The sequence below is a fragment of the Hydrogenophaga sp. genome (assembly GCF_030651625.1).
Lineage (GTDB): Bacteria > Pseudomonadota > Gammaproteobacteria > Burkholderiales > Burkholderiaceae_C > Hydrogenophaga.
Genome location: NZ_JAUSCF010000023.1, coordinates 154,189 through 174,948, shown reverse-complemented (window position 1 = coordinate 174,948; position 20,760 = coordinate 154,189). Strand labels below are relative to the sequence as shown.

Here is a 20,760-nt window from a genome sequence, read left to right as displayed (position 1 = left end):
CTTTCATGCAGCGAACCGGGAGGCGGTTTCGCCCTGGTCGGCGGGTTGTTCCATGGCGATCACATCGTCCAGCAATGCATAGAGCTGTGCCAGTCTGGCTTTGCCCAGCCGCGCCTCCATCCAGGCGTAGTGCGCCTCGATGGTCTGCGAGAGCGCACCCACCAGTCGCAGCCCTTCCGCTGTGGCCCGCACCACCGTGCGGCGCGCGTCATCAGGGCAGCGGCTTCGCTCAATCAGGCCGTCGCGTTCCATGCGCGTGAGCACGCCTGTGAGGCTGGGGCCGAGCAGAAACGCCTCACGCGCCACCCGGCCGGTTTCCACGCCGCCAGACTCACCAGCGTGTTCCCCCAGCACGCGCAGCACGCGCCATTGCTGGTCAGACAGCCCGTGGTCGCGCAGACTGGGCCGAGTGTGCTGCATCACCGCCTCTCGGGCTTCTAGCAGCAGGCGGGGCAGGTTGCGGTGGATGAAAGGGGTGTTCGGGTCCATTTATTTAATATGTTAAATGATTTGTCTGTACTGGTTGCACGGGTTTTCCCTGATCAACGCTTCGACGGGGAGAATGCCGGCATGAATCCCTTGCTCTCCCTCATCAGCACCCGCCTGCCGCTGGTGCAGGCCCCCATGGCCGGATCACAAGGCGCCGCACTCGCCGTGGCGGTGTGCAACGCCGGCGGACTGGGCTCCCTGCCCTGCGCCATGCTCACCCCCGAGTCAATGGCTGCGGAACTTGGCGCGATCACCGCTGGTACCAGCGCGCCCTACAACGTCAACTTCTTCTGCCACACACAGCCCGAACCCGATCCGCAGCGCGAAGCCCGCTGGCGGTCTGTGCTGGCGCCGTTTTATGCCCAAGCCGGTCTCGACATCTATGCCGCACCCCCGAGTGCCGGGCGGGTGCCGTTCAGCCACGCCATGGCGGACGCGCTCGAGCCCTTCCGGCCACCCGTGGTCAGCTTCCACTTCGGCCTGCCCGCGCCCGATCTGCTGGTCCGCGTGAAGGGCTGGGGCAGCGTGGTGTTGTCGTCCGCCACCACGGTTGCCGAAGGCCTGTGGCTGGAAGCGCACGGGGCCGATGTGGTGATTGCCCAGGGCCTGGAAGCGGGCGGGCACCGGGGCATTTTCTTGACGGATGACATCACCACGCAGGTGGGCACCTTCGCGCTGGTGCCGCAGCTGGTGGCCGCATTGAAGGTGCCGGTGATCGCCGCTGGCGGCATTGCCGATGCTGCTGGCGTGAGCGCAGCCATGGCGCTGGGCGCGGCCGGCGTGCAGGTGGGCACGGCCTACCTCTGTTGTCCCGAAGCCACCACCAGCGCGGTGCACCGCGCCGCGCTGCTGAGCGATGCGAGCGCCCACACCGCGTTGACGCATTTGTTCACGGGCCGACCCGCGCGCGGCATCGTCAACCGCCTGATGCGGGAGCTTGGCCCACTGAACCCGGCCGCCCAGGCCTTTCCATTGGCCACAGCAGCCATCGCGCCCTTGCGCGCGCACTGGGAGGCTCAGGGCAGTGGCGATTGTTCGCCTCTTTGGGCCGGGCAGAATACGCGCGGCTGCCGGGGTGTGCCGGCTGCGGACATCACGCTGGCGCTGTCCAAAGGCTTCGCCAACCTGCCGTGACGCTCACGGCCTCGGGCGTTCGTCAACGCCAATGAGGCGCGTCCGGCGATGAATGATTGTTCAGCCAGCGCTTGAGACCTGCGGTGTTCTGCACCTGTTCCAGGTCGCGCGCGAGCCCCGCCACGGTCGCCTCCAGCGCGCTCACGTCGCGCAGCAAATGCTGCTTGAGCGTGTTCGGGTTCGGCACCTGCCCAGACGGCAGATCGAACTCGTCGGCCAGGCGCTGCTGGCGCGCGGCGCGTTCACGCTCCAGATCGGCCACTTGCTGCTTGAGCAAGTACGTCAGCGCGGCAAGCCGGTCGTCGGTGAGGCGCGACACCGCGTGCGGGTCGGCCAACTCTGCCTGCACCTGCAGACGCATCAAGGCGACCAGATCCTTGCGGCCGTAGGCGGCATTGGCGGCACTCATCAGCGCGGTCTTGCGCAAGCGCTGTTCGGGATCAGGCTCGCGGTCCGGGTGCAGGGCGCTTGCGAGTTGCCGAAACAGGTTGCGCAGCGTGGTGTCGGCATCGGCCTGCCGGGCCTGCTGCTGCACCTGTTGGGCTGGAGGGGCCTTCTTCGCCTTGCGGGCCCGTGATTTGGCGCTGCGACGCGCCTGCTCGTCTTCGTCGGCCTGGCGCAAACGGTCCATGCCAGCTCGCAGCAGGGCTTCGGCAGACGCATCCTGGCCCAGGTCGTCCAGCGGCGCGCCAAGGGCTTCTTCCAGCCGGGCGCGCAGGGCGTTGGCTGCGGCCTGCTTCTTCTGGGCCAGAGTGCTCGGGCTGTGGCGGTCGTGCAGCGCCGCCATTTCGCGGTCGCCCTCCTCTGCCAGCGTTTGCGCCAGGTCGCACATCATCGCCAACGCGCGTTCGCGTTGCATCCGGCTTAACGCCTTGTCGGTGAGTTGCGCTGCCAATGCCTGCGCCAGTTCGCGCATGCGTGAGCGCCGCTGGACCTCCAGCGGGTGTACCCAGCGCTGCAGATCGGCGCGGTGGGCCTGCCCCAAGGCGTCGAGTTCAGCGAGCTGGGACTGCAGCTTCTCGATGCGCACCAGCTGCAGGTTGTAGGCCCGGGCGGCAGGCGACAAGGTCTGAGCTTCGGGCGGCAAGGCACGCAGCGCGGTGGCGCCGGGGCGGGCAGAGGCGGGTGTGAGGGGCTTGGTCAAGGCGGTGGGGGCGGTTGGCGGGGCTGGCCGCTTCGACAAGGGCACCCGGTGGCACTCGACTATATTGCCCCCTGCACATGGCCAAAGACAAAACCCAATACACCTGCAGCGAATGCGGCGGCAACAGCCCCAAATGGCTGGGCAAATGCCCGCATTGCAACGCCTGGAACACGCTGATCGAATCGGTGGCGGAGTCCACCGCCACGGCGAAAAACCGCTTTGCCTCGCTGGCCAAAACAGCCGAAGTCACCACCCTGGCCGACATCGACGCCACCGACGTGCAGCGCACGCCCACCGGCCACGACGAGCTGGACCGCGTACTCGGCGGCGGCATTGTGGAGGGCGGGGTGGTGCTGATTGGCGGTGACCCGGGCATCGGCAAGTCGACGCTGCTACTGCAGGCCCTGGATTCGTTGCAAAGGGCTGGCATGAGTGACGCCGGGCCGCCCCAAGGCACGAAAGCCCCCTCGGGGGGCAGCGGACCACGCGCAGCGGGGCAGCGTGGGGGCTTGAGCGGGACGCTCTACGTCACCGGTGAAGAAAGTGGCGCTCAGGTGGCGCTGCGCTCCCGCCGGCTCGGGCTGGACGGTTCGCAGGTCAGCGTGCTGGCCGAAATCCAGCTGGAAAAAATCCTGGCCACGCTGGACCATGTGAAGCCCGCCATCGCGGTGATCGACTCCATACAAACCGTTTACTCCGAACAGCTCACCAGCGCGCCCGGCTCGGTGGCCCAGGTGCGCGAATGCGCGGCCCACCTCACGCGTGCGGCCAAGGCCAGCGGCACGGCCATCGTGCTGGTGGGCCACGTGACCAAGGAGGGCGCGCTGGCCGGTCCGCGCGTTCTCGAACACATGGTGGACACGGTTTTGTACTTCGAGGGTGACACACACAGCAGCTTCCGCCTCATCCGCGCCATCAAAAACCGCTTTGGCGCGGTCAACGAGATCGGCGTGTTTGCGATGACGGAAAAGGGCCTCAAAGGCGTAAGCAACCCCAGCGCCATTTTCCTGAGTCAGCACAGCGAACCGGTGCCCGGCAGCTGCGTGATGGTCACGCTCGAAGGCACGCGCCCCATGCTGGTGGAGATCCAGGCGCTGGTGGACAGCGGCGGCCCCAGCCCCCGCCGCCTGAGCGTGGGCCTCGACCGCGACCGTCTGGCCATGCTGCTCGCGGTGCTGCACCGCCACGCCGGTGTGGCCTGCATGGACCAGGACGTGTTCGTCAACGCCGTGGGCGGCGTGCGCATCAGCGAGCCCGCTGCTGACCTGGCGGTGATGCTGGCCATCACCAGCAGCCTGCGAGGCAAGGCGCTCCCCAAGGGTTTCATTGCCTTTGGCGAAGTGGGCCTGGCCGGCGAAGTGCGGCCCGCGCCGCGCGGGCAAGAACGGCTGAAAGAAGCCGCCAAGCTCGGTTTTTCGGTGGCGGTGGTGCCGAAGGCCAACGCACCGAAGAAAAACGACAAGGCTTTCGAGGGCCTGACCATTCACCCGGTCGAACGCATCGAAGAAGCCATGAACCTGGTGCGGAGCCTGTGAATGTCTGACTGGATGGCCAGACTCCGCCCCTTTCTGTTCCCCGCATTCGCTGTGGCCATCGCCTACGCGGCCTGGCAAGCCTACGGCTGGAAGGGCCTGGTCCTCGCGGCATTGATGATCAGTTTCTGGCTGCTGCTGCATTTCACCAAGCTCATGCGCCTGCTACACGCAGCGGCGAAGCGACCGATGGGCCATGTGCGCAATGCCCGTGTGCTGCATGGTCAGCTGAAAAAGGGAATACCGCTGGTGGAGGTGGTGCGACGTACGCTGAGCCTGGGCCTGCGCCACACCGAACCGGACCACGATCCGGAAGTGCTGGAATGGAGCGATGAAGCCGGCGATGCCGTGATCTGCACCTTCCTCCAGGGTCGCCTGCAATCGTTCGAGCTTCGACCCATGGAACCGGCGTCAGGCGACTCACCCAGCGACACGGCGGAAGGCTCGCCCCCCGGAACGTAAAATCGCCAGCTGTCGACAGCGCTGGGTCCCCTGGACACGGCACCGAGAAGACCCCTTCAAAGCCCCCTTTCCACCCCCACAGAGGCAAAGACAATGTCACCGATTCCTTCAATGTCAGACCGCGACGGCAAGATCTGGATGGACGGCCAGATGGTCGACTGGCGCGACGCCAAGATCCACGTGCTGACCCACACCCTGCACTACGGCTGCGGCGCATTCGAAGGCGTGCGCGCCTACAACACGCCCGATGGCACCGCAATCTTCCGGCTGGAGGAACACACCGAACGCCTGTTCAACAGCGCCAAGATCCTGCGCATGCAGATTCCTTTTACAAAGGAAGAAGTGAACGAGGCCCAGAAGGCTGTGGTGCGCGAGAACAAGCTGGAGAGCGCGTACATTCGCCCGCTCACATGGATCGGTGACAAGAAGCTCGGCGTCTCGCCCAAGGGCAACACCATCCACCTGATGGTTGCCGCCTGGACATGGGGGGCTTACCTGGGTGACGAGGGCCTGAAGCGTGGGATCCGCGTGAAGACCAGCAGCTACACCCGCCACCACGTCAATATCACCATGACGCAGGCCAAGGCGGTGAGCAACTACACCAACTCCATCCTGGCCAACATGGAAGTCACCGATGAAGGCTACGACGAAGCCCTGCTGCTCGACAGCTCGGGCTTCGTGAGCGAGGGCGCCGGTGAAAACATCTTTGTCATCAAGAACGGTGTGATCTACACGCCCGACCTGTCTGCAGGCGCCCTGAACGGCATCACCCGCAACACCGTGTTCCACATCGCCAAGGACCTGGGGCTGGAGATTGTGCAGAAGCGCATCACCCGTGACGAGGTCTACATCGCCGACGAAGCCTTCTTTACCGGCACCGCCGCCGAAGTCACGCCGATCCGCGAACTCGACCGCATCGAACTGGGCGCTGGCAGCCGAGGGCCCATCACCGAGAAGATCCAGAGCGCGTTCTTCGACATCGTCGGTGGCCGCAACCCCCACTACGCCCACTGGCTGGCCAAGGTGTGACCTTCCATGCACCCGTAGGCCAGACCAGCTTCACGGCGTGGCTGGATGGCCCCCGGCAGTTCCAGCAAAGGTCCGCTGAATCAGGAGTACAAGAATGAAGCCATCCGTTGTGGAACTCGTTGCCCATGACCTCAACCCACAGGGCGGGGTTTTTTGTCCCAGTCCGAAGGCGGATATGAAAATCTGGAACACCCACCCCAAGGTCTATCTGGATGTGGGGAAAAACGGCGAAGCCCGCTGCCCCTACTGCGGTACGGTGTACCGGCTCAAGGCGGGCGAGCGGGTGGCCAACGGGCATTGACTGTCCCACCCCCGCGCCGCGCTTCGCGCGTCACCCCCTCAAGGGGGCGATACCTTGGACCGGCAGAGCCGGGCCCTCGGTATCTTTGGAACGGGTCATTTCGCGCCGGAGGGCTTGGCTCTCGGATGCCATGGGGCGGGAACTGCCATGGCGGGAGCCGGTCCCATTCCCATGATTCTGAAAACCGCCATCGCCGTGGCACTTGGCGGCCTGCTTGCGGCTTCCACAGCGCTGGGGCTGCTGCTGACGGGGCCAGCAATGGCCGAAAACCGCATCGCCGCTCCACATGATTCCATGGCCCAGGCTTCGCTTGGTGCGCCCCTCGGCCTGTCCGTGAGTCTGCTCACTCATCCCCACGACAACCTGATCCGCGATGCCTTGCCGGCTTTTTCCTGGCAGGTAAACGATCCGAGGCGGGGTGCCTTGCAGTCGGCCTACCAGATTCGCGTGGAGGCACCTGGGAAGGCCCAGCCGTTCTGGGATTCAGGCAAGATCGTCAGCGCCGATTCGGTTGCTGTGAGGCACAGCGGCCCCCCGCTTAACGCTGGCGAGGAATGGTCATGGCGGGTGCGGACGTGGGATGACGATGGGCAGGCCAGCCCCTGGTCGGAGAGCCAGAGGTTTCGCACAGCGGACGAAGTCTTCACTACCCATCAAGCCGCGCCGGCCGACCCGGCCAACACCGATTTCAGCAACCGGCCCCGGCCGGTGTTTCAGGTCGATCATCCCGTACAGGCAGAACACCTCGGTGAGGGCCATTGGTTCTTCGATTTTGGACAAGCCCGATTCGGACAGGCCGTGATCGTCTGGCCCGAAGCGCCCGCTACCACCGTGCGCATGCACCTGGGCGAAATGCGCAGTGCACAGGGACAGCTGGAACGCCAGCCACCCGGCACCGTGCGCTACCAGGCGCACGATCTTGTGCTGGAGCCTTCCCCCACCCTGCGCCAGCCGGTGCTCCAGTGGCAACCGCCGCCCTGGCTCAAGAGCGGCTTCATCGCCACGCCGCCCGGCACCGGCGAAGTGATGCCCTTCCGCTTTGTGGAGCTGGAAGCTGCGCCAGCGGGTTTTCGCCCTGAATACCTGCGGCGACACGCACTCGCCCTGCCCCACGATGCAACGGCGGCCCACTTTCGCTCGTCGTCGCCAGATCTGGACGCCGTCTGGGACCTGAGCCGCCACACCGCGCTGGCCACCACCTTTCTTGGCATCTACGTGGACGGCGACCGCGAGCGCCTGCCCTACGAGGGCGACGCCCACATCCACCAGCTCTCTCACTACAACCAGGACCGTTCCTACGCCACCGCGCGGCACACGCTGGAGTTCCTGCTGCAACAGCCCACCTGGCCGCTTGAATGGCAGGTGCACCCTTTGCTCATGGCCTGGGAAGACCTGCTGCACACCGGCGATACCGCATTGATCTCAGTGCACCAGGAGCGGCTTGCGGCCAGCACCCTGACCGCACTTGCCCGATCGGACGGACTGATCGTCAACAGCGCCGAGCGCCAGACCGCAGCATTCAGAGAAAGCCTGGGCCAGGGCAGACGTCTCCATACACTGGTGGACTGGCCACCGGGCGAGCGCGACGGGCATGTGATCACACCGGTGGACGCGGTCGCCAACGCCTACCACCACCGGGGACTGGTGCTCATGGGTCGCATCGCTCTGGCCCTGGGGCAGATGGAGGAGGCCGAGCAATGGCAGGCCAGGGCCGAAAAGGTCCGCAACAGCTTTCACCGCGTTTTTTTTGACACCGAAATGCAACGCTACCGGGATGGTGAGGGCGTGGACCACCATTCGCTGCACGCGAACCTGTTTGCCTTGCGCTTTGGTCTGGTGCCCGAGGCCCATCGGTCCGCCGTGCTGGGCTTCGTCCACTCACGCGGCATGGCCGCCAGCGTGTATGGTGCACAGCACCTGCTGGACGCCCTGTACGAACACGGCGAAGCACAGACTGCCCTGGACCGCATGCGCGCCAGGGGCCCTCGCACCTGGTTGAACATGCTGGAACAGGGTTCGACCATGACCCTGGAGGCCTGGGACCTCTCAGCGAAGTCCAACCTGGACTGGAACCACGCCTGGGGCAGCGCGCCAGCCAATGTGATTCCCCGGCGCCTGGTGGGTGTCAGGCCTTTGTTGCCAGGGGCTCGGCACGTCCTTGTGCAGCCCCAGCCGGGCGACCTCGACTGGTTTGACGCACGGGTTCCCACCCAGCGTGGCCCGGTGGATGTGCAGTGGCAACGCCGCGTCGATGGCCATCGGCTGATGGTTCAGGTGCCCGCCAATACCCGTGCCGAGTTGCACTTGCCTGCGAGCACGGACGACACGATCCGCACCCAGGAGAGCACCCTGCAGGAGGTGCCGGACATTCGCGTGCTGCGCCGGAACAACAGCGCGGTTGTGCTGGATCTGCCGGCGGGGCGGCATGAATTTGATGTCTCGCGACGCTCTGGCGATTGAGAACGCCAGCGAAAGCCACGGGTCGATTGGTCTTTCACGCCGAAGCGACGAAAAAAAAGCCACCTTGCGGTGGCTTTTGAAAGTCCTTGGAAGGACGTCGTTGGGAGATCGGTTTCAAATGATCGTTTGCAAGAACGATTGCTGGCCCTGAATTCAGGCTTGCTGTGACAGCAGCGCGATTCGATTGTCAGACGTGGCCCGTCTCAGGCACATCCCCCAAATGGGGGATGCGATTCCGAAGTCAGGCGAATCGAACCCTCGCGGCCATCCGTGCCTGAAGCCAAACATCGTCAGATCGGCAATTCCACGACAAATCGGGCGCCACCCCCGTCCCGAGCCTCGCAGCGGATCTGCCCGCCATGCCTTTCCACGATGGTCTTGACCAGCGACAAACCCAGACCAACGCCCCCCTCGCGCTCGCTGGCACCGGGCAAACGGTAGAACGGCTCAAAAATGCGGTCTCGCTGATCCGGTGGAACGCCGGGGCCGCGGTCTTCCACGCTCACGATCGCCATCGCACCACTGGCAGCGGGGTTTCTGTCCGACCGCCTGCCTGCGGGCGCCATGGAGGCGACCGAAATGTGCAGACGCACCTCGGCAGCACGCTCTTCCACCCCCTGCGTGCCATAGCGTCGTGCGTTCTCCAGCAGGTTGCGCAGCACGCGCCGCAACAGGCGGGCATGCCCCTGAACCAATACCGACGGCGCGCCCGGCTCGATGTCCAGATCGGCACCGGAGCGCGCACATTCTTCGGCTGCGAGTCCCACGAGATCAACCTCCTCCTTGGGCCCCAGGGCAGAGGCGTCACTGGCGTCGCGCATGTCGAGCCGGCTGGCCAGCAGGATTTCGTCGATCAGCTGGTCGAGTTCGTCGATGCTTCGGACGATCTCGCTGCGCTGGGCGGCCGACGCGCTGTCTCGGCCCAGCAGTTCCAGGCCCATGCGAATGCGCGCCAGTGGCGAACGCAGCTCGTGCGACGCATTGGCCAGCAAGGTCTTGTGGGACTGCAGCAAGGTTTCCACACGCTCGGCGGCGGCGTTGAAACGTGAAGCCAGAAAAGCCACCTCGTCCTGCCCCTGAACCGGCAGGCGGGTCGAAAGGTCGCCGCTGCCCCAGCGTTCGACGCCCTTTTGCAGACCTTCCAGTCGTTTGGTCAGACGGCGGACAATGGGATAGGCGCCCATCGCAACCGCCAGCGCCACCAGTCCGAGCAGCCAGGCGAATCCCGTGGGGGAAGTCAGCCAGGCCGAAGCACCTCGGTTGTTTCTCCGGCTGGCGCCATCGGGCCGGTTGGAACGGGGCAACTGCACATAGAGCGTCTGCCCATCCTTCATGGTGACCTGAAACTCCAGCCCTTCGCCAGGCACCCGCACGGCCATGGCGGGCGCCTGACCCAGAATTTCGCCGCCGCTGCTGCGAATCACGATCGAACGGCTGCTGCGGTTGGCGTTCTGTTCGCGCTCCTGATCCAGCGCCATCTGCCAAAGCCACCCCACCACCAGCGTGATCAAGGCCACCGCAGCCACCACCGCCAGCCAGATGCGCAGATAGAGTTTCTGGCCCAGCGGACTCATCATGACCCGCTGGCCGCCGCAGCGAGCCCTAGGAGCCTGCGCGGCAGAAGGCATCGAAGCGAAACGCGTGGGAAAAGAGCCCAGTTCGGCGCCGATTTTGAGGACTGTGGCCGTAGCCACAGCCGGAAAAACGGGGGCGAAGTGGGACTTTTCTCCATGCGTAGCAGCCGATGTCGTTCTGCCGCGCAGGCTCCTTGGGGTGCAAAACCCAGTGTCAAGGAAAGAAATGCGCAGGAAAGGTTCAGCAACATGCTTCAGTCCTGCTGCTTGGCAAACACATAGCCCACACCACGCACCGTCAGTATGCGCTTGGGGTCCTTGCTGTCTGCCTCAATGGCGTTGCGGATGCGGCCGATGTGCACGTCGATCGAACGGTCAAAAGCCTCCAGCTCCCGGCCGCGAACGGCCTCCATGATCTGGTCCCGCGTGAGCACACGACCGGAACGCTCGGCCAGTGCCACCAGCAGGTCGAACTGGTACGAGGTGAGCTCACAAGGTTGGCCGTTGACCTGCACAGTGCGGGCGTCGCGGTCGATCTCCAGCGAACCGAAACGCAAAGCCTGCGATTCGCGCACCGCGCCCGCAGCACCGTTGTCGCCCCGGCGTCGCATCACCGCACGCACGCGCGCCAGCAGCTCACGCGGCTCGAAGGGTTTGGGCAGGTAATCATCGGCGCCAATCTCCAGACCGATGATGCGGTCCATGGGGTCGCCCTTGGCGGTGAGCATGATCACGGGCACGCGCGCCATATCGCCCTGCATGGATCGGATGCGGCGGCACACTTCCAGGCCATCCATGCCTGGCATCATCAGGTCGAGAATGACCAGTTCGGGCTGCAGGATCTGCAACTGCTCAAGGCCCGCCTCGCCATCGGCGGCGTGGGTGACCTTGAAGCCCGACTGACCAAGGTACTCCACCACCATCGACGCGAGTCGACCGTCGTCTTCAATCATCAGCAACTGGGATGTCATGGAATTCAGTGTAGCGGTGTCCTTCATGTCCGTCATGGTGGGGCCGGTGCATGAAGTCTCGGTGAGGCTGGCGTAAAGTTGCGTGAATGTCGTCGCTCACTCCCCCGCCCTGGCCCGTACCGGCCCCGCTGCCCGCCCTCCCGGCTGAATCTTTCGATGAGCTCCTGGCCCTCATCGCAGAGAAGCGCCCATGCTTGCCCGTGCTGAGTGGGAGCGAATCGCAGGACTTTGAACCCCGGTGGACATATCTGAGCGGGCGCGATCTGCAACAACAGGTCTATTCGGTGGCAGCCCTGCTCGGACAGCATCTGGGCGTGGTGCCGGGCGATCGTGTCGCGTGGCTGGGCCTGAACCATCCGACCCAGATTGTGCTGCTCTTTGCCCTGGCCCGGCTCGGTGCCATCTTCGTGCCGCTGAATCACCGCCTTTCGCCGGACGAATGGGTGGCGGTGATGGACGACTGCACCCCCAGCGTGCTGGTGTGCGACGAAAGCCTGCAAGACCCTGCCCAGGACATGGCGGGCCGCTGTGCGTGGTTGCCCCTCGTATTGCCGGTGCAGGTGTTGCAGGTGGGCGAGCGGCTTCCATTGCCACCGCCGTCTGAAACCGTTCAAAAAGCACTGCTAAACGCGCTGCAAACACCCCTTTTGCTGGTCTACACCTCCGGCACCACCGGCAAGCCCAAGGGCGCGGTGCACACCCAGGGCAATCTGCTGGCCAACATGGCCATCGCCGCGCAGGTGCAGGGCATCACGCCAGACGATGTGGTGGTCACGGTGCTGCCCCTGTTCCATGTGGGCGGGCTTTGCATCCAGACGCTGCCCGCCCTGTCGGTGGGTGCCCAGGTGCTGCTGTTCGACCGCTTCGACCCGGGCGCCACCTTGCGCTGCTTCGAAACGCAGCGCCCCACCCTCACCCTGCAGGTACCAGCGACCTTGCAGGCGCTCATTGCGCATCCTGGCTGGACGGAGACCGATCTGTCGAGCCTGCGAGCGGTGTGGGCCGGATCCAGCCTGTTGCCGGCGCAGCCGGTGCAGGCGTTTCATGGGCGCGGAATCCCTGTCTGCAATGTGTACGGCAGCACCGAAACCGGTCCGTTTTCCATTGCCCTGCCGCCCACACATGCGCTCAGCCACGATGGCTCTTGCGGCTGGCCGGCGCCGGGTGTTGAAGTGCGGCTGTGCAGCCCCCAGGGCACCGAGGTGGCGTCAGGCGAGGTGGGCGAGGTCTGGGTGCGCGCGCCCAATGTGGTGACACGCTACTGGCCCGATCAACCCACCTGCGACGCCGAGGGCTTTTTCCACAGCGGAGATCTGGCGCGGCAGGCGCCCGACGGCAGCCACACCGTGGTGGGACGGTCCAAGGACATGATCATCTCGGGCGGCGAGAACATCTACCCGGCCGAGATCGAGAACCTGCTGATCCAGCACCCCTGGGTGGCCGAGTGCGCCGTCGTGGGCATGCCCGATGCGCGCTGGGGCGAGACCGTGGTGGCGGTGCTGGTGTTCACGGAAGCAGCGGCACCCGATGAAAACTGGGTGCAGCAACTGCGGGCGTTTCTGGAAGGGCGCCTGGCGCGCTACAAATGGCCGCGCCAATGGTTGCAACTGCCGGCCTTGCCACGCACAGCACTGGGCAAAGTGCAAAAGCCGGAACTCCAGCGCCAGATCAGCGCCCGACCGGCAACAACCGCTTGGCCAGGAGCACCAGCACCAGAACCGGCAGGCCCATCAAGGTCGTGAGGGTGAAAAATCCAGGGTAGCCCAGCACATCCACCATGCCCCCCGAATAACCGCCCAGGCTCTTGGGCAGCAGCGTCATCAGCGAGCTGAAGATGGCGTACTGCACGGCGGTGAACGATACGTTGGTCAGGCTGGACAAGAAAGCCACGAACGCCGCGCTGGCAAACCCTGCGGCCAGATTGTCGGCCGCGACCACGGCGTACATCAGGTGCAGGTCGTGCCCGGCGAACGCCAGCAACACAAAGCCCAGATTGGTCAGCGCAGCCAACACCGCACCCCAGAACAACGAGCGCATCACGCCAATGCGCGTGGTCAGCAAGCCCCCCACAAAACCGCCGGCAATGGCCACCACCACACCAAAGGTCTTGACCGCGTAGGCAATCTCGGTCTTGGAGAACCCCATGTCCTGGTAGAACACGTTGGAGATCACACCGAGCACGATGTCCGAAATGCGATACAGGCCAATGAGTGCCAGCAGCAGCCAGGCGGTCCGGGTGCCGTAGCGGCGAAAGAAATCCAGCACCGGCATCACCCAGGTCTGGCGCGCCTGCTCCCGGCTGGCCAGGCCGGCATGCACCATCAAAGCGCCCACCCCAAAGGCCGCCCCCAGGGCAGCCCCCATGCGCAGCGCCTCCACCAGCAGGCCCAGAAAGGGGCCTGGCGCGGTCGGCGACAGCCAGTGCCCCCAGGCCCAGAACACGCCCACAAAAGCCAGCACCGCGCAAACAAACACCGCCAGCAGGCGGGCGTGAGCACCGGAAGGCTCCGGCTCTCGCTCAGCCACAACCGGCTCGCGAACCAGAAAGGTGGTGATTACCCCCACACCCATGGCCAGGGCCATCACCAGGTAGGCCTGCTGCCAAGCGGTGTACACATACACATCGCGCGCAGACCCCCAATGCGCAGCCAGAAACAGCGCGCCCGCACCGGCCACGATCATGCCGATCCGGTAGCCCGCGATGTAGGCCGACGACAACACACCCTGCTGCTCGGGCGGCGCGATCTCGATGCGGTAGGCATCGATCACGATGTCCTGCGTGGCCGACATGAAGCCCAGCATCACCGCGAACAGGGCCATCGCAGTCAGGCTGGCACCGCCGCTGGCCGGGTCGGTGCTGGCCATGCCGACGATGGCCGAGATCACGCCAACTTGCGAGAGCAGCAGATAGGCGCGGCGCCTGCCCAGCCAGCGCGTGAGCAGTGGCAGCGGCAGCCGGTCCACCAGCGGCGCCCAGATGAACTTGAACGAATAGCCCAACGCCGCCCAGCTGAAAAAGGTGACCGCCCTGCGTTCCACCCCGGCCTCCACCAGCCACAGCGACAGCGAAGAGAAGATCAGCAGGATCGGCAGACCCGCCGTGAAGCCCAGGAAAAGCATGGCCAGCACGCGGCGGTCCCACAAGGAACGCAAGGTTTCGCGCCACGACGGGCGGGCTGGCTGGCTGTTGGGCTCGCCCTCGATGCCGGCGACGGGAGCGTTGGGGGAGTTGTCGGCGACAGCACTGGAAGTGGGTGGGGACATGCCGCCATTGTGCCCACGCGCAAGCAGCATCGCCCTATCATCCTGTAACGGCGTTCGAACTCGCGAATTGACGCAAAGACTGCCGGAAACAGGGCGAACTTCGCCAGGAAGAGGGCCTCTCAGGAGGAACTGCTCCAAAGTCTTCGACCCGCTTCCGTTTTCTGGATCATTGCGCCATGTGCCTTCTCTGCGATCTCAAATCAGCCCATGCGTCCGGGTCTGCGGAAAGCTCCAGTCATGTCTGGTCGTCCCGCCGCGCCTTCGTGCTGGCCGGCGCAGCGGCCGCTGCAGGCGCTGCCCTGCCAGCAGCCGCACAGGTGGAGGTGGGCAAGTCATCGTCTCTGCGGAGACTGGTGCCGGCGGACCAGCTTGAAGCGGCCGCCAGCCAGCAGTATCTGCAGGTGATGCAGGCAGCCCAGAGCAAACAGGTGCTGTTGCCCAACAGCCACCCGCAGGTGCAGCGCCTGCAGACCATTGCACGGCGCATCATCCCGCACACGCATGCGTGGAACCCCCGCGCAAAGGAGTGGAAATGGGCCGTGAATCTGATCCAGAGCGATCAGATCAATGCTTTCTGCATGCCCGGCGGCAAGATCGCGTTCTACACCGGCATTCTGGACAAGCTGCAGCTTACCGACGACGAAACCGCCATGATCATGGGTCACGAGATGGCCCATGCGCTGCGCGAGCACGCCCGCGAACGCATGGCCAAGAGCGGCGCCACGAATCTGGGTTTGCGCCTGGGGGCGCAGCTGCTCGGCCTGGGTGATCTCGGCGATCTGGCCGCCGGCATGGGCGCCCAGCTGCTCACACTCAGATTCAGCCGCGAAGACGAGTCCGAAGCCGACCTGGTGGGGCTGGAACTGGCTGCAAGGGCCGCCTACCTGCCCCGGGCCAGCGTGAGCCTGTGGCAGAAAATGACCAAAGCCGGTGGTGGCGCGGGCCCGGGTTTTCTGTCCACCCACCCCAGCGGGCCGAACCGCATCCGCGAACTGGAGGCGAATCTGCCGAAGGTGCAGGGGTTGTACGAAGCGGCCAAGCGGGGCTGAGGACTCAGCGCACAGCGCACAGCGTGGAGCGTTCAGGCTTTCACATACGGATTGGACCGCCGCTCCTCACCAAACGTGCTCTCCGGTCCATGCCCTGGAATGAACACCGTCTCATCCCCCATGGGCCACAGCCGCTCCTTGATGCTGCTGATCAGTTGGGCGTGGTTGCCTTGGGGGAAGTCGGTTCGCCCAATGCTTCCCGCGAAAAGCACGTCGCCCACAAAAGCGCGCTGGGCTTCGGGCGAGTGAAACACCACGTGACCGGGTGTGTGGCCCGGGCAGTGGCGCACGTTGAGCGAGCTGTGGCCAATCTGCACTGTATCTCCGTCGGCCAGCCAGCGGGTGGGCGTGAAGTGGCCGGCGGGTGGGAAGCCGAACATGGCGCTTTGCTGGGGCAGACCGTCGATCCAGAACTGGTCGCCGGGGTGCGGGCCAATGATCGGCAGGTCGAGCTTTTCAGCCAGCTCGGCCGTGCCGCCAGCGTGATCGATGTGGGCGTGGGTGAGCCAGATCGCCTTGAGGTTCAGCCGCAAGCGCTGCACCTCCGCCAGCAAACGATCCAGATCACCGCCCGGGTCGATGATGGCGGCGTCAAGCGTTTCATCGCACCAGACGATGGAGCAGTTCTGGGCGAAGGGCGTGACGGGGACGGTTTGGTACTTCAGCATGGTCGAAACGGCAAAGGGGACTGCCAGGGATTATCCCCAAGGCCACCCCATGCGCCCGGGAATGCCAGATGGCACTAAAGTGGGCAACCCAATCTCAGGACACCACATGAACCGACCTGTGCTCGAAGCGCCGTTTCTCCACCCCGCCATCCGAGACAAGGTGGCCAACCTCCACCGCGACGTCCTGGACCAGGTGCAGGGCGCCATCACCAGCCACCCTGTGGTGGTGGTGGGGATGGCAGGCAACCCGTTTGTTGCCAAGGCCCGCAAGGCACTGGCACGGGCGGACATTCCGTTCCAGTACCTGGAGTTCGGAAGCTACATCTCGCAATGGCGCCGCCGCAACGTACTGAAGATGTGGACCGGCTGGCCCACATTGCCCATGGTGTTCGTGCGCGGCGTGTTGATTGGCGGGGCCGAAGACCTGAACCGGCTCCTGGCTTCTGGCGAACTGAAAGAACTGCTGGCGACATGACGAATCGATCCGGAGGCCCTCAGGTGGCCGAGCATTGGCGCTGCGATGTCGGCGGCGCTTCGGTTGCCGTCATCGACGTTCCCGCATCGCTGGACCGGCGTCGCACATTCGATGTGGATGTCACGCTGGTGGTGCGCGCGCCGCTGGAGCATCCGCAACCCTGGCACGAGCTCACTGTGGAGCTCGACGGCAAGCGCCAATGGCAGCGCCGCGTGCCCAGCCACAGCCCCGGTCAAACCGACGGTCTGGACTACCACTGTCGCGTGCAACTGGAGTCAGGGCGGGCGCTGCGCATCCGTGCCGTGGCTGCCACGCAGGGGGCTGTCGTGCAGCAGTTGCTCATTGAAGCGCGGAAAGAAGTGGCGGCCTGAAGGCGCTCAGAGACTGAAGTCGTACTCGATGGTGATGGGCGCGTGGTCAGAGAACTTCTCCGCCTTGTAGATCGCTTCCGAACGCGCCAGCCCAGCCAGTGCCGGGGTGGCCAGGTGGTAGTCCAGGCGCCAGCCCACGTTGTTGGCGTACGCCTGACCGCGGTTGCTCCACCATGTGTAGCAGGCGTCAGTGGTGTCGGGTCGCAGATGGCGGTAAACGTCCACCAGGCCGCCGTCGGTCAGCAGCTTGGTCATCCAGGCGCGCTCTTCGGGCAGAAAGCCGCTGTTTTTCTGGTTGCTGCGCCAGTTTTTCAGGTCGATCTGCTGGTGCGCGATGTTGATGTCACCACACAGGATGAAGTCGCGCTGGGACTTGAGGGCCGTCAGGTGCGGATAGATCAGGTCGAGGAAGCGGTACTTGGCCAGCTGCCGTTCCTCGCCAGACGACCCGCTGGGGAAGTAGGCACTGATGAGGCTGAACTTGCGCTGCGGCGTGTCGAAGCGCAGTTCGAGGTAACGTCCCTCGCCGTCGAACTCTCCGCGATCAAACCCCACCAGCACCTCACTGGGTTCGTGCCGCGTGTACACACCCACGCCCGCATAGCCCTTTTTTTCAGCGCAGTGAAAATGGCCTTTGAGGTCACCGATTTCCTCGAACCGTCCCGCCATGTCTCCCGCCTGGGCCTTGATTTCCTGCACGCAAATACAATCCGGCTGGTGTGCGGCCAACCAGGGTTCCAGCCCCTTGTTGCTGGCGGAACGAATGCCGTTGAGATTGAGGCTGGTCAGTTTGAACAAGGAAATCCCCATGGTTTTGGAAGTGGGCGCAAAAGGCGCCTCTGCAGGAGTGGTTGCCGGCGAGGCACTGGCACAGGACTTCGTGCAGTTCTGTGTCGACTCTGGCGTGCTGCGATTCGGCGAATTCAAGACCAAGGCCGGACGGCTTTCGCCCTATTTTTTCAATGCCGGCCTGTTCGATGACGGTGCCAAGCTGAGCCGGCTGGCGCAATTCTATGCAAAAGCACTGATCGACAGCGGCATCGAATTCGACATGATTTTTGGCCCGGCCTACAAGGGCATTCCCCTGGGTGCAGCGGTGGCGATCGAACTCGCCCGCCTGGGCCGCAACGTGCCTTTCGCCTACAACCGCAAGGAAGCCAAGGACCATGGAGAAGGCGGTTCACTGGTGGGCGCACCACTCAAGGGCCGGGTTCTGATCGTGGACGACGTGATGTCGGCTGGCACGGCGGCACGTGAGTCGATCGCGCTGATCCATGCGGCAGGTGCCACGCCCTGCGCCGTGGCCATTGCCCTGGACCGGCAGGAAAAGGCCACCGAGGCAGGCCCGGGCGGCCAGGTGCGTGATGTAGACCACAGTGCGGTGCAGTATGTGCAGCAGCAATTGGGCCTGCAGGTCTGCGCCATTGCGAGACTGGCCGATTTGCTGCAATATCTGACACAACACACCGGGGCGGAACTCGACGCGCACCGCCAGCGCGTGCTTGCATACCGCGAGCGCTACGGTGTTGCCTGAAGAGTCTTAACGTGCCCCTTGCTGATCAACCGTCTTCGCGAAGCCTGCTGTCATGGCGCTCGGTGAGCCTTTGCGTGCTGCTGGGTACCGCCGGATCGCTGGGCGCCCAGACGCCGCCCGCCACCCAGAGCATCTTCACCTGCGTCGACGGTACCGGTCGGCGCATCACCTCGGACCGCCCGATCAAGGAATGCCTGGACCGGGAGCAGCGCGAACTGGGCAGCAGCGGTACGGTGCGCCGTGTGGTGCCACCGAGCTACACCGCAGAAGAACGTGCGCGCCTGGCCGCTCAGCGCAGGGCCGAAGAACTTGAAATCTCGCGAGCCAATGAAGAGCGTCGTCGAGAACGGGCGTTGTTGGTCCGCTACCCCAACCAGACCGTGCACGATCGGGAACGGGCTGAAGCCCTGGCGCAAGTGGACGATGTGATGGGCGCTGTGAAAAAGCGGGAAGAGACGCTTGTCGATCAGCGCAAGCAGATCGATGCCGAAATGGAGTTTTACCAGGGCGATCGCGAGAAGGCGCCCAGCTGGCTGCGCCGCAAGCTCGAAGACAACGAGGAACAGGTGTTCGTCCAGAAGCGCTTTCTGGACGAACAGGCCAAAGAAAAGCAGCGCATCAACGCGCGCTTTGACGAAGAGCTGGGCAAGCTGCGCCAGCTCTGGGCCACCGGCAGTACCTCCGGCAGCGCCACGCTGTCGCGCTGACCCGCACCCAGCAACCGATCACTGCAGCTTCTGCCGCAGCACGTCGTTCACCTGCTGGGGGTTGGCCTTGCCCTTGCTGGCCTTCATCACCATACCCACCAACGCGTTGAAGGCCTTGTCCTTGCCGGCGCGGAACTGCTCGACCATGGGGGTGTTGGCGGCCATCACCTCGTCGATGATGGCTTCCAGAGCGCCGCTGTCGTTCATCTGTTTGAGGCCTTTGGCTTCGATGATGGCGTCGATTTGTGCAACTCCGGAAACGACGGCACCCTGACCTACGGCGTCGCCCGAAGCTACATGCACCACCGGCCCTCTTGGCGCTGATTCAGACCACATAAGCTCAAACACTTGTTTGGCTGCGTTGTTGGAGACTGTTCCGTCTGCAATTCTCTGCAGCAGGGCTGCAAGTTGCTCTGCGCTTACCGGCGCGTTCTCGATTTCACGATCTTCAGCATTAAGCCGTCGCGAGACCTCGCCCATGATCCAGTTGCTGGCCATCTTGGCCTGCCCGCTGGCCTTGGCTGCGATCTCGAAGTAGGCCGCCATCGCGGGGCTTTGTGTCAACGTGGTCGAGTCGTATTCCGGCAGTGTGTACTCACGCACAAAACGCTCTGCCATCTGGCGGGGCAGTTCGGGCATGGTGGCCTTCACCTCCTCCACCCACTCCTGCGCAATCACCAGCGGCGGCAGGTCGGGGTCAGGGAAGTAGCGGTAATCGGCTGCGTCTTCCTTGGTGCGCATGGCACGGGTCTCGCCGGTGTCGGGGTCGAACAGTACCGTGGCCTGCTGGATGCTGTGGCCGTCCCCGATCTGCTCGATCTGCCAGCGCACCTCGTAGTCGATGGCCTGCTGCATGAACTTGAACGAATTCAGGTTCTTGATCTCGCGCCGCGTGCCCAGCGGCTCGCCAGGCTTGCGCACCGACACGTTGGCATCGCAGCGGAAGCTGCCTTCCTGCATGTTGCCGTCGCAGATGCCGATCCAGGTCACGATCTTGTGGAGTTCTTTCGCGTAGGCCACGGCCTCGGCGCTGGAGCGCATGTCGGGCTCGGTCACGATCTCCAGCAGCGGCGTGCCGGCGCGGTTCAGATCGATACCACTCTGCCCTACAAAATCTTCGTGCAGGCTCTTGCCCGCATCTTCTTCCAGGTGCGCACGCACGAGGCGCACCGTCTTCTTTTCTTCACCCAGAAAAAACGACACCTCACCGCCCTGCACCACCGGTATCTCGAACTGGCTGATCTGGTAGCCCTTGGGCAGGTCGGGGTAGAAGTAGTTCTTGCGCGCGAACACGCTGTGTTCGGCAATGTGGGAGCCCAGTGCCAGGCCCAGCCGAATGGCGTGCGCCACCGCTTCGCGGTTCATCACCGGCAGCGTGCCCGGCAAGGCCAGGTCCACCGCGCAAGCCTGCGTGTTGGGCTCGGCGCCAAAGGCGATGGGCGCTCTGCTGAAGATCTTGCTTTTGGTCGCCAGCTGAGCGTGCGTCTCAAAGCCAATGACGACTTCATAGCCTTGCACCAACAGCGACGCTTCTTTTTTGACTGTGTTCATCTCAAAAACCTCTTTCAATTCGCGATGCAAGAGCGCGAGACGCCT

Annotated in this window: 20 protein-coding genes; 12 read left to right on the top strand and 8 right to left on the bottom strand. The window is 64.6% G+C overall.

Annotation, left to right across the window (positions count from 1 at the left end; translation table 11 throughout):
* Positions 1 to 3 precede the first annotated feature (3 nt).
* Positions 4 to 489: a homoprotocatechuate degradation operon regulator HpaR gene (gene hpaR / locus Q7V46_RS10915; RefSeq protein ID WP_304913564.1), complete on the bottom strand. Its 486-nt coding sequence runs from the start codon at positions 487 to 489 to the stop codon at positions 4 to 6.
* Positions 490 to 570: 81 nt separating this feature from the next.
* Between hpaR and Q7V46_RS10910 the strand changes: the two genes are divergently transcribed.
* Positions 571 to 1,623 carry a nitronate monooxygenase family protein gene (locus Q7V46_RS10910; RefSeq protein WP_304913563.1) on the top strand — a complete coding sequence of 351 codons (1,053 nt, stop codon included), beginning with the start codon at positions 571 to 573 and terminating at the stop codon, positions 1,621 to 1,623.
* A gap of 22 nt (positions 1,624 to 1,645) precedes the next feature.
* Here the strand turns inward: Q7V46_RS10910 and Q7V46_RS10905 are convergent, their stop codons facing one another.
* Complete coding sequence (locus Q7V46_RS10905; RefSeq protein WP_304913562.1) at positions 1,646 to 2,767, bottom strand: hypothetical protein; 1,122 nt, start codon at positions 2,765 to 2,767, stop codon at positions 1,646 to 1,648.
* Positions 2,768 to 2,844: 77 nt separating this feature from the next.
* Between Q7V46_RS10905 and radA the strand changes: the two genes are divergently transcribed.
* The 5 genes from radA to Q7V46_RS10880 all read left to right on the top strand — a co-directional run bounded on the left by radA (position 2,845) and on the right by Q7V46_RS10880 (position 8,551).
* Positions 2,845 to 4,302 carry a DNA repair protein RadA gene (gene radA, locus Q7V46_RS10900; RefSeq protein WP_304913561.1) on the top strand — a complete coding sequence of 486 codons (1,458 nt, stop codon included), beginning with the start codon at positions 2,845 to 2,847 and terminating at the stop codon, positions 4,300 to 4,302.
* Positions 4,303 to 4,761 (top strand): glycerate kinase, encoded by a 459-nt coding sequence (locus Q7V46_RS10895; protein ID WP_304913560.1) that lies wholly within the window; start codon positions 4,303 to 4,305, stop codon positions 4,759 to 4,761. It abuts the gene before it with no gap.
* Positions 4,762 to 4,854: 93 nt separating this feature from the next.
* A complete protein-coding gene (locus Q7V46_RS10890; RefSeq protein ID WP_304913559.1) occupies positions 4,855 to 5,790 on the top strand; it encodes a branched-chain amino acid transaminase in 936 nt (311 codons plus the stop codon).
* 94 nt (positions 5,791 to 5,884) lie between these two features.
* Positions 5,885 to 6,091, top strand: a complete 207-nt coding sequence (locus Q7V46_RS10885; protein WP_304913558.1) for a zinc-finger domain-containing protein — start codon at positions 5,885 to 5,887, stop codon at positions 6,089 to 6,091.
* 171 nt (positions 6,092 to 6,262) lie between these two features.
* Complete coding sequence (locus Q7V46_RS10880) at positions 6,263 to 8,551, top strand: alpha-L-rhamnosidase C-terminal domain-containing protein (RefSeq protein WP_304913557.1); 2,289 nt, start codon at positions 6,263 to 6,265, stop codon at positions 8,549 to 8,551.
* A gap of 290 nt (positions 8,552 to 8,841) precedes the next feature.
* Here Q7V46_RS10880 and Q7V46_RS10875 read toward each other — a convergent pair whose 3' ends face one another.
* Together Q7V46_RS10875 and Q7V46_RS10870 are read right to left on the bottom strand one after the other, a co-directional pair.
* The gene (locus Q7V46_RS10875; protein ID WP_370690326.1) at positions 8,842 to 10,179 is read right to left on the bottom strand and encodes an ATP-binding protein; all 1,338 of its coding nucleotides are present in this window, start codon (positions 10,177 to 10,179) and stop codon (positions 8,842 to 8,844) included.
* A gap of 200 nt (positions 10,180 to 10,379) precedes the next feature.
* Entirely contained in the window at positions 10,380 to 11,096 is a 717-nt protein-coding gene (locus Q7V46_RS10870) for a response regulator (RefSeq protein WP_304913556.1), read from the bottom strand.
* Positions 11,097 to 11,182: 86 nt separating this feature from the next.
* Here Q7V46_RS10870 and Q7V46_RS10865 point away from each other — a divergent pair, with 86 nt between their 5' ends.
* A complete protein-coding gene (locus Q7V46_RS10865; protein ID WP_304913555.1) occupies positions 11,183 to 12,838 on the top strand; it encodes a class I adenylate-forming enzyme family protein in 1,656 nt (551 codons plus the stop codon).
* Here Q7V46_RS10865 and Q7V46_RS10860 read toward each other — a convergent pair.
* Complete coding sequence (locus Q7V46_RS10860; RefSeq protein ID WP_304913554.1) at positions 12,765 to 14,360, bottom strand: MFS transporter; 1,596 nt, start codon at positions 14,358 to 14,360, stop codon at positions 12,765 to 12,767. The two genes, Q7V46_RS10865 and Q7V46_RS10860, sit on opposite strands and share 74 nt — an antisense overlap.
* A gap of 176 nt (positions 14,361 to 14,536) precedes the next feature.
* Here Q7V46_RS10860 and Q7V46_RS10855 point away from each other — a divergent pair, with 176 nt between their 5' ends.
* The gene (locus Q7V46_RS10855; protein WP_304913553.1) at positions 14,537 to 15,409 is read left to right on the top strand and encodes a M48 family metallopeptidase; all 873 of its coding nucleotides are present in this window, start codon (positions 14,537 to 14,539) and stop codon (positions 15,407 to 15,409) included.
* Between the two features lie 32 nt (positions 15,410 to 15,441).
* Here Q7V46_RS10855 and Q7V46_RS10850 read toward each other — a convergent pair whose 3' ends face one another.
* Entirely contained in the window at positions 15,442 to 16,077 is a 636-nt protein-coding gene (locus Q7V46_RS10850) for an MBL fold metallo-hydrolase (RefSeq protein WP_304913552.1), read from the bottom strand.
* A gap of 106 nt (positions 16,078 to 16,183) precedes the next feature.
* Between Q7V46_RS10850 and Q7V46_RS10845 the strand changes: the two genes are divergently transcribed.
* Complete coding sequence (locus tag Q7V46_RS10845) at positions 16,184 to 16,552, top strand: glutaredoxin domain-containing protein (protein WP_304913551.1); 369 nt, start codon at positions 16,184 to 16,186, stop codon at positions 16,550 to 16,552.
* The gene (locus tag Q7V46_RS10840; RefSeq protein WP_304913550.1) at positions 16,549 to 16,923 is read left to right on the top strand and encodes a hypothetical protein; all 375 of its coding nucleotides are present in this window, start codon (positions 16,549 to 16,551) and stop codon (positions 16,921 to 16,923) included. The genes Q7V46_RS10845 and Q7V46_RS10840 overlap by 4 nt, the downstream gene beginning before the upstream one ends.
* Before the next feature lie 6 nt (positions 16,924 to 16,929).
* Here the strand turns inward: Q7V46_RS10840 and Q7V46_RS10835 are convergent, their stop codons facing one another.
* On the bottom strand, positions 16,930 to 17,721 hold the full coding sequence (locus Q7V46_RS10835) for an exodeoxyribonuclease III (protein WP_304913549.1): 792 nt from the start codon (positions 17,719 to 17,721) through the stop codon (positions 16,930 to 16,932).
* Between the two features lie 10 nt (positions 17,722 to 17,731).
* Between Q7V46_RS10835 and pyrE the strand changes: the two genes are divergently transcribed.
* Entirely contained in the window at positions 17,732 to 18,457 is a 726-nt protein-coding gene (gene pyrE / locus Q7V46_RS10830) for an orotate phosphoribosyltransferase (RefSeq protein ID WP_304913548.1), read from the top strand.
* Between the two features lie 11 nt (positions 18,458 to 18,468).
* Positions 18,469 to 19,164 (top strand): DUF4124 domain-containing protein, encoded by a 696-nt coding sequence (locus tag Q7V46_RS10825; RefSeq protein WP_304913547.1) that lies wholly within the window; start codon positions 18,469 to 18,471, stop codon positions 19,162 to 19,164.
* Positions 19,165 to 19,182: 18 nt separating this feature from the next.
* On the opposite strand, the gene gatB is transcribed toward Q7V46_RS10825, so the two are convergent.
* On the bottom strand, positions 19,183 to 20,715 hold the full coding sequence (gene gatB, locus Q7V46_RS10820; RefSeq protein ID WP_304913546.1) for an Asp-tRNA(Asn)/Glu-tRNA(Gln) amidotransferase subunit GatB: 1,533 nt from the start codon (positions 20,713 to 20,715) through the stop codon (positions 19,183 to 19,185).
* Positions 20,716 to 20,760: the final 45 nt, after the last annotated feature.

Excerpts from the sequence above, each read along its gene's own strand:
- hpaR (WP_304913564.1), bottom strand. The coding sequence starts at position 489 with ATGGACCCGAACACCCCTTTCATCCACCGCAACCTGCCCCGCCTGCTG.
- Q7V46_RS10910 (WP_304913563.1), top strand. The coding sequence starts at position 571 with ATGAATCCCTTGCTCTCCCTCATCAGCACCCGCCTGCCGCTGGTGCAG.
- radA (WP_304913561.1), top strand. The coding sequence starts at position 2,845 with ATGGCCAAAGACAAAACCCAATACACCTGCAGCGAATGCGGCGGCAAC.
- Q7V46_RS10895 (WP_304913560.1), top strand. The coding sequence starts at position 4,303 with ATGTCTGACTGGATGGCCAGACTCCGCCCCTTTCTGTTCCCCGCATTC.
- Q7V46_RS10890 (WP_304913559.1), top strand. The coding sequence starts at position 4,855 with ATGTCACCGATTCCTTCAATGTCAGACCGCGACGGCAAGATCTGGATG.
- Q7V46_RS10885 (WP_304913558.1), top strand. The coding sequence starts at position 5,885 with ATGAAGCCATCCGTTGTGGAACTCGTTGCCCATGACCTCAACCCACAG.
- Q7V46_RS10880 (WP_304913557.1), top strand. The coding sequence starts at position 6,263 with ATGATTCTGAAAACCGCCATCGCCGTGGCACTTGGCGGCCTGCTTGCG.
- Q7V46_RS10875 (WP_370690326.1), bottom strand. The coding sequence starts at position 10,179 with ATGCCTTCTGCCGCGCAGGCTCCTAGGGCTCGCTGCGGCGGCCAGCGG.
- Q7V46_RS10870 (WP_304913556.1), bottom strand. The coding sequence starts at position 11,096 with ATGACATCCCAGTTGCTGATGATTGAAGACGACGGTCGACTCGCGTCG.
- Q7V46_RS10865 (WP_304913555.1), top strand. The coding sequence starts at position 11,183 with ATGTCGTCGCTCACTCCCCCGCCCTGGCCCGTACCGGCCCCGCTGCCC.
- Q7V46_RS10860 (WP_304913554.1), bottom strand. The coding sequence starts at position 14,360 with ATGTCCCCACCCACTTCCAGTGCTGTCGCCGACAACTCCCCCAACGCT.
- Q7V46_RS10855 (WP_304913553.1), top strand. The coding sequence starts at position 14,537 with ATGTGCCTTCTCTGCGATCTCAAATCAGCCCATGCGTCCGGGTCTGCG.
- Q7V46_RS10850 (WP_304913552.1), bottom strand. The coding sequence starts at position 16,077 with ATGCTGAAGTACCAAACCGTCCCCGTCACGCCCTTCGCCCAGAACTGC.
- Q7V46_RS10845 (WP_304913551.1), top strand. The coding sequence starts at position 16,184 with ATGAACCGACCTGTGCTCGAAGCGCCGTTTCTCCACCCCGCCATCCGA.
- Q7V46_RS10840 (WP_304913550.1), top strand. The coding sequence starts at position 16,549 with ATGACGAATCGATCCGGAGGCCCTCAGGTGGCCGAGCATTGGCGCTGC.
- pyrE (WP_304913548.1), top strand. The coding sequence starts at position 17,732 with ATGGTTTTGGAAGTGGGCGCAAAAGGCGCCTCTGCAGGAGTGGTTGCC.
- gatB (WP_304913546.1), bottom strand. The coding sequence starts at position 20,715 with ATGAACACAGTCAAAAAAGAAGCGTCGCTGTTGGTGCAAGGCTATGAA.